General features: G+C 73.2%; 10 protein-coding genes. 8 read left to right on the top strand and 2 right to left on the bottom strand.

Features of this window, described 5'->3' with window-relative positions:
• Nucleotides 1-158: 158 nt before the first annotated feature.
• The 4 genes from OHT52_RS08630 (at nucleotide 159) to nudC (ending at nucleotide 9,762) form a co-directional block, all read left to right on the top strand.
• Nucleotides 159-3,650: an ATP-dependent helicase gene (locus OHT52_RS08630; protein WP_328719539.1), complete on the top strand. Its 3,492-nt coding sequence runs from the start codon at nucleotides 159-161 to the stop codon at nucleotides 3,648-3,650.
• Between the two features lie 147 nt (nucleotides 3,651-3,797).
• On the top strand, nucleotides 3,798-7,361 hold the full coding sequence (locus OHT52_RS08625) for an ATP-dependent helicase (protein WP_328719538.1): 3,564 nt from the start codon (nucleotides 3,798-3,800) through the stop codon (nucleotides 7,359-7,361).
• A gap of 10 nt (nucleotides 7,362-7,371) precedes the next feature.
• Nucleotides 7,372-8,775, top strand: a complete 1,404-nt coding sequence (locus tag OHT52_RS08620; protein WP_328719537.1) for a dipeptidase — start codon at nucleotides 7,372-7,374, stop codon at nucleotides 8,773-8,775.
• 39 nt (nucleotides 8,776-8,814) lie between these two features.
• Nucleotides 8,815-9,762 carry an NAD(+) diphosphatase gene (nudC, locus tag OHT52_RS08615; RefSeq protein ID WP_328719536.1) on the top strand — a complete coding sequence of 316 codons (948 nt, stop codon included), beginning with the start codon at nucleotides 8,815-8,817 and terminating at the stop codon, nucleotides 9,760-9,762.
• Between the two features lie 200 nt (nucleotides 9,763-9,962).
• On the opposite strand, the gene OHT52_RS08610 is transcribed toward nudC, so the two are convergent.
• Together OHT52_RS08610 and OHT52_RS08605 are read right to left on the bottom strand one after the other, a co-directional pair.
• Nucleotides 9,963-10,220, bottom strand: coding sequence for a glutaredoxin domain-containing protein (locus tag OHT52_RS08610; protein WP_266708857.1), 258 nt, complete (start codon nucleotides 10,218-10,220; stop codon nucleotides 9,963-9,965).
• Between the two features lie 307 nt (nucleotides 10,221-10,527).
• Entirely contained in the window at nucleotides 10,528-11,148 is a 621-nt protein-coding gene (locus tag OHT52_RS08605) for a hypothetical protein (protein ID WP_328719535.1), read from the bottom strand.
• 244 nt (nucleotides 11,149-11,392) lie between these two features.
• Between OHT52_RS08605 and OHT52_RS08600 the strand changes: the two genes are divergently transcribed.
• From OHT52_RS08600 to OHT52_RS08585, 4 genes are all read left to right on the top strand, one after another.
• A complete protein-coding gene (locus OHT52_RS08600) occupies nucleotides 11,393-13,615 on the top strand; it encodes an ATP-dependent DNA helicase UvrD2 (RefSeq protein WP_328719534.1) in 2,223 nt (740 codons plus the stop codon).
• 176 nt (nucleotides 13,616-13,791) lie between these two features.
• Nucleotides 13,792-14,127: a hypothetical protein gene (locus OHT52_RS08595; protein WP_328719533.1), complete on the top strand. Its 336-nt coding sequence runs from the start codon at nucleotides 13,792-13,794 to the stop codon at nucleotides 14,125-14,127.
• A gap of 172 nt (nucleotides 14,128-14,299) precedes the next feature.
• Entirely contained in the window at nucleotides 14,300-14,668 is a 369-nt protein-coding gene (locus tag OHT52_RS08590) for a WhiB family transcriptional regulator (protein ID WP_266708861.1), read from the top strand.
• Between the two features lie 32 nt (nucleotides 14,669-14,700).
• On the top strand, nucleotides 14,701-15,027 hold the full coding sequence (locus tag OHT52_RS08585) for a hypothetical protein (RefSeq protein WP_328723662.1): 327 nt from the start codon (nucleotides 14,701-14,703) through the stop codon (nucleotides 15,025-15,027).
• The last annotated feature ends 176 nt before the right edge of the window (nucleotides 15,028-15,203 follow it).

The following is a 15,203-nucleotide window of genomic DNA, read 5'->3' as shown; positions in this document are numbered from 1 at the left end:
GCGGCCCGACCCCGCCCGCCGAACCGCTCACGAGCGACCCGACCCGACCCGCCCGACCCGACCGTCCCTGTCCGTGACCGTCCACCGCCCGGTGCGACGCCCGGTGCGACGGTCGGCGCACCATCAGGCAGCGCACCACCGACAGGACCGGCGAACCATTGAGCTCCTCCTCCACCACCCGGCAGGACCCGCCCCGCGAAACGCGACGGCGGGCGCCGGGCGCGTACCGGCTGGTGCGCACGCCCCCCGGGGCCGTGGAGCCCCCTGTACTGGACGCGGCACAGCGTGCGGTGGTTGACCACCCGGGCGGGCCGCTCCTTGTGCTCGCAGGGCCCGGCACGGGCAAGACCACGACGCTCGTGGAGTCCGTCGCCGCGCGCGTGGCCGCCGGTACGGAACCGGCCCGCATCCTCGTCCTCACCTTTAGCCGCAAGGCCGCCGTGGAGCTGCGCGACCGGATGGCGGCCCGGCTCGGTGCGGCGCGCGGACCGCAGGCCACCACCTTCCACTCGTACTGCTACGCCCTGGTCCGCGCCCATCAGGACGCCGACCTGTTCGCCGACCCGTTGCGCCTGCTCTCCGGACCCGAACAGGACGTCACCGTCCGCGAGCTGCTCGCGGGCCAGCTCGACCTGGAGAAGTCCGGCCTCGCCCACGTCCGCTGGCCCGACGAACTGCGCGCCTGCCTGACCACCCGCGGCTTCGCCGACGAGGTGCGTGCCGTCCTGGCCCGCAGCCGTGAGCTGGGACTCGGCGCGGACGCCCTGGCGGACTTCGCCCGCAGGACCGGCCGCCCGGACTGGGGCGCGGCGGCCCAGTTCCTCGCGGAGTACCTCGACGTCCTCGACGCGCAGGGCGTCCTCGACTACGCGGAGCTGGTCCACCGCGCGGTCCTGCTCGTCGAGCGCCCCGAAGTCGCGGAGCGGCTGGCGGGGGAGTACGACGCCGTATACGTCGACGAGTACCAGGACACCGACCCGGCCCAGGTGCGGCTGCTGCACGCGCTGGCCGGCAACCGCCTCGGGCGTACGCAGGGTGGTACCGGCACCGGTCCGGGCGCGGGCACGCACGCCGGAGGCCGTACCGGGGCGCGCGCCGGATCGCGGGCGGCGGCGCCGGGCGGCGGCCGGACGCTGATCGCGTTCGGCGACCCGGACCAGTCCATCTACGCCTTTCGGGGCGCCGACGTGAACGGCATCCTCGACTTCCCCGACACCTTCCCGCGTGCGGACGGGGCGCCCGCGCCGGTGGGCGTCCTCACCACCTCGCGGCGCTCCGGCGCCGGCCTGCTCGCCGCGACCCGGCTGCTCACCCGCCGGATGCCGCTCACCCGGCTGCCCGCCGAGAAGGTACGCGCCCACCGCGAGCTCTCCGCCGCCCGGGAGGGCGGCCAGGTGGAGGTGTACACCTACCCGACCGCATCCACCGAACTCGACAACATCGCCGACCTGCTGCGCCGCGCCCACCTGGAGGACGGTGTGCCCTGGAACGAGATGGCCGTACTGGTGCGCGCCGGCGGGCGCTCGATGCCCTCCGTGCGCCGGGCGCTCACCTCGGCCGGGGTCCCGCTGGAGGTCGACGGCGGCGACCTCCCGCTCCGCCACGAACCCGCCGTCGCCCCGCTGCTGACCGCCCTGCGCGTGGTGGCGGAGGACGCCCTGCGGCAGCCGGCCGCCGTCGGTGCGGGGGCGGACGCTGCCGGGCCCGGCCCCGCCGGCCGCCCGGCGGCCTCGTCCTCGGGTGTCTCGGGTGTCTCGGGTGTCTCGGGTGTCTCGGGCGTCCTGGACGAGGAGACCGCCCTCACCCTGCTCACCTCCCCGCTCGGCGCCATGGACGCCGCCGATCTGCGCCGCCTCGGCCGGGCCCTGCGCGACGACGAGCGGGCCGCAGGCAACCGCGTACCGCCGCCGTCGGGAGAACTGCTCGCGCTGGCCCTCGCCGAACCCGAACGCCTCGCCACCCACGACCCCGTCCACGCCCGGGGCGCCCAGCGCCTCGGCGCCCTGCTGGTCCGGGCCCGGACCCTCCTCCAGGAAGGGGGCACCGCGGAGGAGGCGCTCTGGACCCTCTGGAACGGCACCCCCTGGCCCGGCCGCCTGGAGCGCGCCGCGCTGCGCGGGGGCGCGGGCGGGCGCAACGCCGACCGGGACCTGGACGCCGTGTGCGCCCTCTTCGAGACGGCGGCGCGCGCCGAGGAGCGCACCGGCGGGCGCGGGGCCCTCAACTTCCTGGAAGAGGTGGACGCCCAGGACATCGCCGCCGACACCCTGTCGCGCCGGGTCGCCCGGCCCGACGCCGTCCGGCTGATGACCGCCCACCGCTCCAAGGGCCTGGAATGGCGGCTCGTCGTGGTCGCCGGAGTACAGGAAGGGCTCTGGCCCGACCTGCGCCGCCGGGGCTCCCTGCTGGAGGCCGACCGGATCGGCCGCGACGGACTCGCCGAACCCCTCTCGCCCGGCGCGCTCCTCACCGAGGAACGCCGGCTCTTCTACGTCGCCGCGACCCGGGCCCGCGAACGCCTCGTCGTCACCGCCGTCAAGGCGCCGGCCGACGACGGCGACCAACCGTCCCGGTTCCTGGCCGAACTCGGCGTCGAACCCCGCGACGTCACCGGCCGGCCCCGCAGGCCGCTCGCCGTCGCCGCGCTCGTCGCCGAACTGCGCGCCACCACCGTGGACCCCGCCGCCTCCGACGCCCTGCGCGAGGCCGCCGCCCGGCGCCTCGCCCGGCTCGCCGCCCTCACCGACGACGAGGACCGCCCGCTGGTGCCCGCCGCCCACCCGCACCGCTGGTGGGGCGTGGACGAGCCGACCCGCTCCGCCGTCCCGCTCCGCGACCGGGATCAGCCCGTCGTGCTGTCGGGCAGCGCCCTCGACCAGCTCGCCCACACCTGCGCCCTCCAGTGGTTCCTCGGCCGGGAGGTCAAGGCCGACGCCCCCGCCACCGCCGCGCAGGGCTTCGGCAACGTCGTCCACGTACTCGCCGACGAGGTGGCCTCCGGCCGCACCCCCGCCGACCTGGACGTCCTCATGGAACGGCTCGACACGGTCTGGAACGGCCTGGCCTTCGACGCCCCCTGGAAGTCCGACCAGGAGAAGGGCCAGGCCCGCGCCGCCCTCGAACGCTTCCTCCACTGGCACGTCATGGACCGCTCCGGCCGCACCCCCGTCGCGGGGGAGCACGGATTCGACGTGACCCTCGAAGCGGGGGAGTACGCCGTCCGCATCCGGGGCTCCATGGACCGCGTCGAACGAGACGCCGAGGACCGGGCGTACGTCGTCGACTTCAAGACCGGCAAGCAGGCACCCACCAAGGACGAGGTGGCCCGCCACCCCCAGCTCGCCGTCTACCAGCTGGCCGTCCGCGAAGGCGCCGTGGACGAGGTCTTCGGCGGCCTGCGCCCCGAACCCGGCGGCGCCGAACTCGTCCAGCTGCGCCGCCCCGCCCCCGTACGCGAAGGCGGGGAGACCTCGCCCCAGGTACAGGCCCAGCAACCGCTCGCCGGGGAGTGGGTCTCCGACCTGCTCGCCACGGCCGCCGGGCGGGTGCTCGACGAGCGCTTCACCCCGACGACCGGCACGCACTGCGGCCACTGCGCCTTCCGCGCCTCGTGCAGCGCCCAGCCCGAGGGGAAGCACGTGGTGGAGTGACGAGCCTCATGGCCGCGCGCCCGCTGAGGGCACGGGCCTGTTCACGGCCGCGGGCCTGTTCACGGCCGCGCGCCCGGGCCCTACGGCCCGAGGAGCGGTGGCGATGGTCCGGGGCACGGTGTCGGTGGGGCCGGTTACCGTTCTTGGGTGTCCTCACGCCTCACCGATCCCGAGCAGCTCAAGGAGCTGCTGGGCATCCCCTTCACCCCGGAGCAGACGGCCTGCATCACCGCGCCGCCCGCCCCGCAGGTGATCGTGGCCGGAGCCGGTTCCGGCAAGACGACCGTGATGGCCGCCCGCGTGGTCTGGCTGGTCGGCACCGGCCAGGTCGCCCCCGAACAGGTCCTCGGCCTCACCTTCACCAACAAAGCCGCAGGCGAACTCGCCGAACGCGTCCGCAAGGCCCTGGTGGCCGCCGGGGTCACCGACCCGGACGTCATCGACCCGGACAACCCGCCCGGCGAGCCGAGCATCTCCACGTACCACGCCTTCGCCGGCCGGCTGCTCACCGACCACGGGCTGCGGATAGGGCTCGAACCCACCACCCGGCTGCTCGCCGACGCCACCCGCTACCAGCTCGCCGCCCGCGTGCTGCGCGACGCCCCGGGCCCCTACCCGGAGCTCACCCACTCCTTCCCCACTCTGGTCGGCGACCTCCTCGCACTCGACGCCGAGCTGGCCGAGCACCTGGTCGGGCCGGACGCCCTCTCCGGGTACGACACCGGCCTCCTCCGTACCCTCGAAGGCGTCAAGCTCTCCAACGAGCAGCTGCGCAAGCTCCCCGCCACCGCCCGGGCCCGGGGCGAACTGCTCAGCCTCACCGAGCGGTACCGGCAGGCCAAACGAGGCCGGGACCTCGTCGACTTCGGCGACCAGATCGCCCTCTCCGCCCAGCTGGCCCTCACCCGGCCCGAGGTCGGCGCGCTGCTGCGCGACGAGTTCCGGGTGGTGCTCCTGGACGAGTACCAGGACACCTCCGTCGCCCAGCGGCTGCTGCTGTCGGCCCTCTTCGGCCACGGCCCGGCCGGCCGTACCGGCCACGCCGTCACCGCCGTCGGCGACCCCTGCCAGGCCATCTACGGCTGGCGCGGCGCCTCCGTCGCCAACCTCGACGACTTCCCCCAGCACTTCCCGCACGCCGACGGCACCCCCGCCACCCGCCACAGCCTCAGCGAGAACCGCCGCAGCGGCGGACGCCTCCTCCAGCTCGCCAACGGCCTCGCCGAACCGCTGCGCGCCCGGCACGAGGGGGTCGAGGCGCTGCGCCCCGCCCCCGGGGCCGAACACGACGGCATGGTCCGCTGCGCCCTGCTCCGGACCCACGCCGAGGAGATCGACTGGCTCGCCGACTCCCTCGCCCACCTCGTGCGGACCGGTACCCAGCCCGCCGAGATCGCCGTGCTCTGCCGCACCGCCTCCGACTTCCCGCAGATCCAGGCCGCGCTGGTGGCCCGTGACGTTCCCGTCGAGGTCGTCGGCCTGTCCGGACTGCTCCACCTGCCCGAGGTCGCCGACCTGGTCGCCGTCTGCGAGGTCCTCCAGGACCCGGGAGCCAACGCCTCCCTGGTCCGGCTGCTCACCGGCCCACGCTGGCGCATCGGCCCCCGCGACCTCGCGCTCCTCGGCCGCCGGGCCCGCCTCCTCGTCCACCGGGCCTCCGCGGGCGACGGAGAGGGCGACGCCGACCTGAGGCTCGCCGAAGCCGTGGAAGGCACCGACCCGGCCGAGGTCGTCTCGCTGGCCGACGCCCTGGACACCTTCCTCGACCGGGGCGGCGACGAGGACGACGGCCTGCCGTTCTCCGCCGAGGCCCGGGTCCGGTTCGCCCGCCTGGCCGCCGAACTGCGCGACCTGCGCCGCTCGCTGGCCGACCCGCTGATGGACGTACTGCACCGGGTCCTCGCCACCACCGGGCTCGAAGTCGAACTGTCCGCCTCCCCGCACGCGCTCGCCGCCCGCCGCCGCGAGACCCTCGCCAACTTCCTCGACGTCGCGGCCGGTTTCACCTCCCTCGACGGCGAGGCCACCCTCCTCGCGTTCCTCGGCTTCCTGCGCACCGCCGCCCAGTACGAGAAGGGGCTCGACAACGCCCTGCCCGGCGGCGAGAACACCGTCAAGGTGCTCACCGCCCACAAGTCCAAGGGGCTGGAGTGGGACGTGGTCGCCGTACCCGGCCTGGTCACCGGTCAGTTCCCCAGCAGCCGCGCCCGCGAGTCCTGGACCTCCCAGGCGAAGGTGCTCCCGCACGCCCTGCGCGGCGACGCGGCCACCCTCCCGGCGCTGGACACCTACGACGCCAAGGCGCTCAAGGCGTACCAGCAGGAGATGAAGGAGCACCAGCACACCGAGGAACTCCGTCTCGGCTACGTCACCTTCACCCGCCCCCGCTCCCTGCTGCTCGGCTCCGGCCACTGGTGGGGCCCCTCGCAGAAGAAGACCAGGGGCCCCTCGGTCTTCCTGGACGCGCTGTACGAGCACTGCGTGGCTGGACACGGCGAGATCGAGGTCTGGGCGGACGAGCCGGAGGCCGACGAGGAGAACCCGGCTCTCGCCGGCCAGGACGCCGACATCGCCTGGCCGCTGCCCCTGGACGCCGCCGCGACCGCCCGCCGCCGCGCCGCCCGCGACACGGTCCTCGCCCACCTGGACGCCTGGGCGGGCGCGGAGGCGCCCCCGTACGCCTCGTACGCCGAGCCGGAACCGGCCCCCGCCGAGGTCCACGAGTACGGGGACCCGCCCCTGGAACTGGAACCGGACCCGGGCCCGGACGACGAGCCGGACTGGGACGACTGGGACTCCCTCGCCACCGAGCGGCCCGAGGAGCCCACGGCCCCCCAGGCGGACGGCGACCCCACCGGGCCCGCCACCGCGGCCGCCGGGGCTGCCGCGGAGAGCGCCGATCCCGTACGGCCCGCCACCGGGGCTGCCGGGCCCACCGGGCCCGCCGTCGAGGAGGCCCCCGCCGGCCCGCTCCCGTACATTCCCGCCGCCCGGCACCCCGGCGAGCCCACCCCCGAGGAGAGCCGCACCATCGCCTCCTGGGACCGCGACCTCGACGCCCTCGCGGGCGAGCTGCGCCGGGCCCGCGCCACCGTGCGGGACGTCGTCGTACCCGCCTCGCTCTCCGCCACCCAGCTGCTCCTCCTCGCCGAGGACCCCGACGCCTTCGCCCGCGAGCTGGCCCGCCCGATGCCCCGCCCTCCGCAGCCCGCCGCCCGCCGGGGCACCCGGTTCCACGCCTGGGTCGAGTCCCGCTACGAGGAGCTCCCGCTGCCGATGCTCGGCCCCGACGAGCTCCCCGGCGGCGGCGACAACGACGTCGACATCGCGGACGAGCGTGAGCTCGCCGAGCTGAAGGAGGCGTTCGAACGGACCGAGTACGCCCGCCGCACCCCGTACCGGGTCGAGACCCCCTTCCAGATCTCGCTCGCGGGCCGGATCGTCCGGGGACGGATCGACGCCGTGTACCGGGCGGAGGACGGTTCGTACGAGATCGTCGACTGGAAGACCAGCCGCCACCGCACCGCCGACCCGCTCCAGCTCGCCGTCTACCGGCTCGCCTGGGCCGAACTCCACGACCTGCCGATCGAATCCGTCACAGCGACCTTCCTCTACGTACGCACCGGAGAGACCGTCCGGCCCCGCTCACTGCCCGGCCGCCCGGAGCTGGAACGACTGCTGCTGGACGAGCCACCCGCGCGAGCCCGTTAGGCTCAATGACATGAGCGACACCCCGGACAGCGCCGTCCAGCCGTACATCGAGCAGCACCGCGAGTCCTTCCTCGAAGACCTCGCCGCATGGCTCCGCATCCCCTCCGTCTCCGCCCAGCCGGAGCACGCCGGGGACGTACGACGCAGCGCCGCATGGCTGTCCGACAAGCTCAGGGACACCGGATTCCCGGTCGCGGAGGTCTGGGAGACGCCCGGCGCCCCGGCCGTCTTCGCCGAGTGGCCCTCCGACGATCCCGGGGCCCCCGTCGTCCTGGTCTACGGCCACCACGACGTGCAGCCGGCCACGCGTGAGGACGGCTGGCACACCGACCCGTTCGAACCGGTCGTCACGGACGGCCGGATGTACGGACGGGGCGCCGCGGACGACAAGGGTCAGGTGTTCTTCCACACACTCGGCGTCCGTGCCCACCTCGCCGCGACCGGCCGCACCACCCCGGCCGTCCACCTCAAGCTCGTGATCGAGGGCGAGGAGGAGTCCGGTTCCCCGCACTTCCGTGCCCTGGTCGAGGAACGCGCCGACCGCCTCGCCGCCGACGTCGTGATCGTCTCCGACACCGGCATGTGGGACGAGGACACCCCGACCGTCTGCACCGGCATGCGGGGCCTCGCCGAATGCGAGATCGAGCTGTACGGCCCCGAGCAGGACATCCACTCCGGATCGTTCGGGGGCGCCGTCCCCAACCCCGCGACCGAGGTGGCCCGGCTGGTCGCCGGCCTCCACGACGAGCGCGGCCGCGTCGCCGTCCCCGGGTTCTACGACGGTGTGGCCGAGCTCACCGACACCGAGCGTGCCCTCTTCGCCGAGCTCCCCTTCGACGAGGCAACCTGGCTGCGCACCGCCAGGTCCACCGCCGCCTCCGGCGAGGCCGGCTACTCCACCCTCGAACGCGTCTGGGCCCGCCCCACCGCCGAGGTCAACGGCATCGGCGGCGGCTACCAGGGCGCCGGCAGCAAGACGATCATCCCCTCCTCCGCACTGGTCAAGATCAGCTTCCGGCTGGTCGACGGCCAGGAGCCGGACCGGGTGGAGAAACTCGTACGCGACTGGGCCGGGAGCCGGGTACCGGCCGGCATCCGCCACCGGATCACCTTCATGCCCGCGACCCGCCCCTGTCTGACCCCGCTCGACCACCCCGCCCTCCAGGCACTGGCCCGGGCCATGGGACGGGCGTTCGGCCAGAAGATCCTCTTCACCCGCGAGGGGGGCTCCGGCCCCGCCGCCGACCTGAGGGACGTGCTCGGCGCACCCGTCCTCTTCCTCGGCATCTCCGTACCGTCCGACGGCTGGCACGCGCCCGACGAGAAAGTCGAGCTCGGCCTTCTTTTCAAGGGCGTGGAGACCACCGCCCACCTCTGGGGTGAGCTGGCCACCGCACTCCGCCGAAACAACTGAACACCCGATCCGCCCCGGGGGAGTAGGAAGACAAGCACTGTGAGTACCTTCGACACCGACCGCATCGCCCGTCCCATCGGCCTCACCGCACCGAGCGGCATCGACCGGGCGGCCCACCACCGTCTGGACGAGGCGTGGCTCGCCGTCGCCTGGAGCCACCCCACCACCAAGGTCTTCGTCGTCTCCGGCGGCCAGGTGCTGGTCGACGACACCGCCGACGGCGGCACCGAGATCGTCATGACCCCGGCCTTCGAGGCCCCCATGACGGAGACCCACCGCTACTTCCTCGGCACCGACGGGGACGGCGTCAGCTACTTCGCCCTCCAGAAGGACTCGCTGCCCGGACGTATGGACCAGCAGGCCCGGCCCGCCGGACTGCGCGAAGCGGGCATGCTGCTCAGCGACCGGGACGCCGGTCTCATGGTCCACGCGGTGGCGCTGGAGAACTGGCAGCGGCTGCACCGCTTCTGCTCCCGTTGCGGCGAGCGCACCATGATCGCGGCGGCCGGGCACATCCGCCGCTGCCAGGCATGCGGCGCCGAGCACTACCCCCGTACCGATCCCGCCGTGATCATGCTGGTCATCGACGATCAGGACCGTGCTCTCCTCGGCCGCCAGGTGCACTGGCCCGAGGGCCGGTTCTCGACCCTCGCCGGGTTCGTGGAGCCGGGCGAGTCGATAGAGCAGTCCGTCGCCCGCGAGGTGCTGGAAGAGGCCGGGATCACCATCGGTGACGTCGAGTACGTCGCCAGCCAGCCCTGGCCCTTCCCCTCCAGCCTGATGCTCGGGTTCATGGCGCGGGCGACCACGTCGAAGATCGACGTCGACGGCGACGAGATCGAGGAGGCCCGCTGGTTCTCCCGCGACGAACTGACGGAGGCCTTCGAGTCGGGTGCGGTCCTGCCCCCGAACGGCATCTCCATCGCCGCCCGGCTCATCGAGATGTGGTACGGCAAGCCGCTCCCGAAGGCCCGCCCGCTGGGCTGAGGCAGCCACCCGCGTCCGGCAGCGGCGTCGTGAGCCGGGCGCTCCGGTGTCCTGGCGTGCGGGAGTCCGGCTGTCCTGTGCCCGTCATCCCCGCCCCGGCCGGAGCGCCGCGGCGCGAGCCGCCCACCGCACGACGAGCGAGGCCCCCGCCGGGTCATTCACCGGCGGGGGCCTCGCTCGTCGTGCGGCGGGTGTGGCGGTCAGGCGCCGAGGGCCTGCTTCACCTGGGCCAGACTCGGGTTGGTCATGACGACCTCCGAGCCGCCCTGCGCGGGAACGATCCGGACGGTGGGGACCGTCTGGTTTCCACCGTTCGCCTTCTCGACGAAGGCGGCCGACTCCGGGTCCAGCTCGATGTTGATCTCGGTGTACCCGATGCCCTCGCGGTCCATCTGGCCCTTGAGGCGGCGGCAGTAGCCGCACCACGTGGTGCTGTACATCGTCACAGTGCCCGGCATGTCGCTGGTGCTCCTCTGGTCGTCTCGTCCGTTTCGCCGCACGCCCGAAGCCGGAAAAGGCCGAAAAGGTGCGGTGTCCGGGTCTCCGCACCGCGCACCCGTCACCGGAAGCGCGCACGTGGCACCCGCTCGCACAACGCTCGGACCTCCGCCACCATTCCCACCCTCCCTGCGCGACGAGCCCCCTCCGCCAATCCCGACCCGGACCCCGGCTCCTCCGACCCCGACCCCGGCTCCGACCCTGGCCGGGGCCCCGGTCCATGGGCCGAACGGCTCGGCCCTCGGAGAGGCTCACTCCTGGCCGGAGTCACTCCCGGCAGGACAGCGGAGCCCGCAGCTCCGCACGGAGCCGGGCCGAGGCGTCGAGGGGCAATCCCATGGCGGCGTGGCGGAGCCGCTCCGAGAACCCGGCTATCAGATCGAGGTCACGGAGCTGCCGCCGCAACTCGGCGACGAGTGCTTCGTCCGTGTCGACCGGGAGGTCGACCGCTTCGTCCTCCGTCGTCTCGGCGAGGTACTGAAGGTGCTGGTCGACGGCCTCCACCGCCCGGGCGCCGGTCCACACGGCGAAGTCCCGGCAGCCGAACAGGTAGGCGTGAGCGGCGTGCAACGTCGCTGCCGCGGCGGACTCGTCCGCCTCGTCCGGTCCGTCCTGGCCGTCGTTGTGGCAGTACTCGCTGAGCATGTACTCGGCGACTCCCCGGTTGACCGCCGAGAAGGCCGACCTGTCGCCCAGAACGCCGTCCCACACGGAATTCAGCAGGGGGCGCAGGCTCAGGGTGAACGGCACACGCTCGTCCTCCGGCAACGCCTCGTGCCGGCTCATCAGGCGTTCAGCGACCGCCGCGGCGAAGACGCCGCGCTGGTCGGCCGACACCGTCCCCAGCCGTTCTTCGACCTGCGCCGAGAGCTTCTGCCACATGTCCACGCGACCCCCTGCGGATTCGGGTACCGGCCCGCTCGGGCCGACCGCGAAGATCGTCCCACCCACCACCGACAGCGCCCGGGTGAGCCCGGTGACCTGCTGTTCCGTGCGGTCGCACGTCGGCGAAGGCCGTCCGCCCCCCGTGTGACCGGTGCCGGCGGCCGGGCCGACCGCTCCGGTATGACGGATGCGTCACCCCTGTGGACAACGATTCCGGTGGTCGTCGGCGACCTGGCAGCATGGCAGGGTGACAGCAGCAACGCATTCCACTCTCTTCCCGCAGGTGCCCGAGTCTCCGGACGCGGTCCTGGAAGGGCTCGACCCCGAGCAGCGCGAGGTCGCCCTCGCCCTGCACGGGCCGGTGTGCGTGCTGGCCGGAGCGGGCACGGGCAAGACGCGCGCGATCACCCACCGCATCGCGTACGGCGTCCGCGCCGGGATCCTCCAGCCCTCCACCGTGCTGGCCGTCACGTTCACCAACCGGGCCGCCGGAGAGATGCGCGGACGCCTCCGCCAGCTCGGCGCCTCGGGGGTACAGGCGCGGACCTTCCACTCCGCCGCGCTGCGCCAGCTCCAGTATTTTTGGCCGAAAGCAGTCGGTGGTGATCTTCCCCGGCTGCTGGAGCGCAAGGTGCAGCTGGTCGCCGAGGCGGCGGCCCGCTGCGAGATCCGTCTCGACCGCAACGAACTCCGTGACGCCACGAGCGAGATCGAGTGGTCCAAGGTCACCCAGACCGTTCCGGCCGACTACCCGGCCGCGGTGGCCAAGAGCCTCCGCGACGCCCCCCGCGACCCCGCGGAACTCGCCAAGATCTACGCGACGTACGAACAGCTGAAGCGCGACCGGTCCGTGATCGACTTCGAGGACGTGCTGCTGCTCACCGTCGCGATCCTCCAGGACCGCAAGGACATCGCCGAGAACGTCCGAGCCCAGTACCAGCACTTCGTGGTCGACGAGTACCAGGACGTCAGCCCGCTCCAGCAGCGGCTGCTCGACCTCTGGGTCGGCGGCCGGGACAACCTCTGCGTCGTCGGCGACGCCAGCCAGACGATCTACTCCTTCACCGGCGCCACCCCCGACCACCTGCTGAACTTCCGTACCGCCCACCCGAACGCCACCGTGGTCAAACTGGTCCGGGACTACCGCTCCACCCCGCAGGTCGTCCACCTCGCCAACGGGCTGCTGCGCCAGGCGAGCGGACGGGCCGCCGAGCACCGCCTCGAACTCGTCTCCCAGCGCGACAAGGGCCCCGAGCCCGTCTACACGGAGTACGCGGACGAGCCGGCGGAGGCGGAGGGGACCGCTCGCCGCATCCGGGACCTCATCGCCGCAGGAGTCCCGGCGGGGGAGATCGCCGTCCTCTACCGGGTGAATTCCCAGTCCGGCGTCTACGAGCAGGCGCTCGCCGACGCCGGGGTGCCCTACCAGCTGCGCGGGGCCGAGCGGTTCTTCGAACGCCGTGAGGTCCGTGAGGCGTGGGTGGCCCTGCGGGGCGCCGCCCGGGCCGGGGGGAACGACTCCCTCCTCGACGGCGCCGAGGGACTGCCCGCCCAGGTGCGGGCCGTGCTCTCCACCCAGGGCTGGTCGCACCGGCCGCCCGCCGGCTCCGGGGCGGTGCGCGACCGGTGGGAGTCGCTGGCCGCGCTGGTCCGGCTGGCCGAGGACTTCGGAGCCGCGAAGCCCGGCGCGACGCTCGCCGATCTCGTCCGGGAGCTCGACGAGCGCGCCGCCGCCCAGCACGCGCCGACCGTCCAGGGCGTCACCCTGGCATCGCTGCACGCGGCCAAGGGGCTGGAGTGGGACGCGGTGTTCCTGGTCGGGCTGACCGAGGGCATGATGCCGATCGCCTACGCCAAGACCGACGAGCAGGTCGAGGAGGAGCGCCGCCTGCTGTACGTCGGGATCACCCGTGCCCGCTTCCACCTCGCGCTCTCCTGGGCGGTGTCACGTTCGCCGGGAGGCCGGGCCGGCCGACGGCCCACCCGCTTCCTCAACGGACTCCGCAGCGGTTCCGGGGCGAGTGCCCGAGGCGGGGCCGGAGGTGGCGGAGGCATCGATCGCGGTACGGGCACGGGCGGCGCCACGGCCACGCGCACCGAGAGCACCGTCCAGCGCAAGAAGTGGGGCCCGGTGCGGTGCCGGGTCTGCGGCCGGACCCTGACCGAGGCCGGCGAGATGAAACTGATGCGCTGCGAGGACTGCCCCTCCGACATGGACGAGGCGCTCTACGAACGGCTCCGCGTCTGGCGGGCAGCCCGGGCCGGGGAACTCTCCCAGCCCGCCTGGTGCGTGTTCACCGACAAGACCCTGATGGCCATCGCGGAGGCCGTCCCCGGCAGCGAGCGCGAACTCGTCACGATCGCAGGTGTCGGGAACCGCAAGATGGGTCGATTCGGCAGCGATGTCCTGGCCATCTGCGCAGGTGAGAGCCTGGATGAGGAAGATCGCGAGGGCTTCGGCGAGAGCTGAGGAAAACTCGTCGGAAAAATAGTTTGCGCCCGTGCCAGTCGTCACCATAGGTTCTTAACCACGGAAACAGCGGCTTCTCCGAAGCCCGCCTTCCGTGCTGTACTTGTCCGTACCCATCCGAATAAGCAGGACCGGCCCCGGCCGGTCCCCCGAGACGCCGAGAGGAGGCGATTCCAGTGATCAGCATCATCAAGAACGTCAAAATGACCGATCGCCCCGTCGTCTCCGCATGCTCACTCGGCCTTCTCGGCTCCTCGGACGTCTCGCTTCTCGGCACCGGTCTGTCCGGCATTTCCGCCGCGCGTCCGCTGCCTCTGGCATCCCTGCCGGTAGTCCGAGAGCGCAATGAGCGACCGATCCAGGCATCGGCGGCAGCAGGAGCGAAGGCGGAAAAGGCTCAGGCCTCTGCCTTTGCGGCAGCCGGTGCCGGATTCGCGAGCAAGCAGCAGACGACGTATCACCACACGATGTGGGCCTTCCGTGGGCCTGAACCCTGGAGCGATCCAGCCTGATCCAGCATCAGGCCGGCGCCTTCAGGGCCGCGGAACCCCACTCGGGATCCGCGGCCCTTTTGTTTTGTCCGAACGGATGAAACGGAACGAAGGAGCCTCGGGACAAGCAGTACCTGGTACCAGCCGACAACCGGCCAACAGCCGGAACGACCAGACGAGGACACCACCCACCGTGCAACTCGAAGCGCACGCCCCGTCCGTACCGCCTTCCCCCTCGATCGTCCCGCCAGGTTCCACGGAGGACCCCACCTTGCTGCCCCTCACCACCCTCACCGCTCTCGACGACGCCATCGAGAACCTCGGCACCCCGGTGCCCTGCCGCTCCTACGACCCCGAGGTCTTCTTCGCCGAGTCGCCCGCCGACGTCGAGTACGCCAAGTCCCTCTGCCGGACCTGTCCCCTCGTCGAGGCGTGCCTCGCCGGCGCCCAGGAGCGGCGTGAGCCTTGGGGCGTCTGGGGCGGCGAGCTCTTCGTCCAGGGCGTCGTCGTCGCCCGGAAGCGGCCCCGCGGCCGTCCGCGCAAGAACCCGGTCGCGGCGTGACCGCCGACCTGGGAGCCATGGCTCCCGCAGTACTGCAGTTGGTCGGCACCATCGACCGCCCCCACACTCATGACCCGCGAAATCAGGCACCCATGACGACCACCCCCACGAAGGAGCCCGTCGGCTCCGCCACGCTCGACGTCACGAACTCCGGCGCGAACGACTCGCGTCAGAACAGGAACCGCGAGATGCAACTCATCCCAGAAGCCCTGGCGCGTGCGCATATGCACGACCGCCTGACCACTGCCGAGGTGGAACGCCGGGCCCTTCGCCTGGTCTCCGCCCGGCGGATGCAGCGCCGGGCGGAGCGCGTGTCCCTGCGCGCCCGCCGTGCGCTCGCCATGGCGGTCATGCAGTAGGAACAGCGCCTCCAGCAGCGCCTCCAGTACGGCCCCCGGCAGCAGCCACGCGTCCGGAGCACAGCCGTGCGAGCAGGAACCACCACCCCCGCGCGCCGGGGCCGCCGAACAGGCAGGCCCCGGCGGGCGGGGTTTTTCGTGCGCGCCGGACCTGGGGTTTCGTCCGTGTGTCGGGT

This window comes from Streptomyces sp. NBC_00247, from assembly GCF_036188265.1.
Classification (GTDB): Bacteria; Actinomycetota; Actinomycetes; order Streptomycetales; family Streptomycetaceae; genus Streptomyces.
The sequence above is the reverse complement of the archived record's forward strand: the minus strand, read 5'-3'. Positions and strand labels throughout refer to the sequence as shown.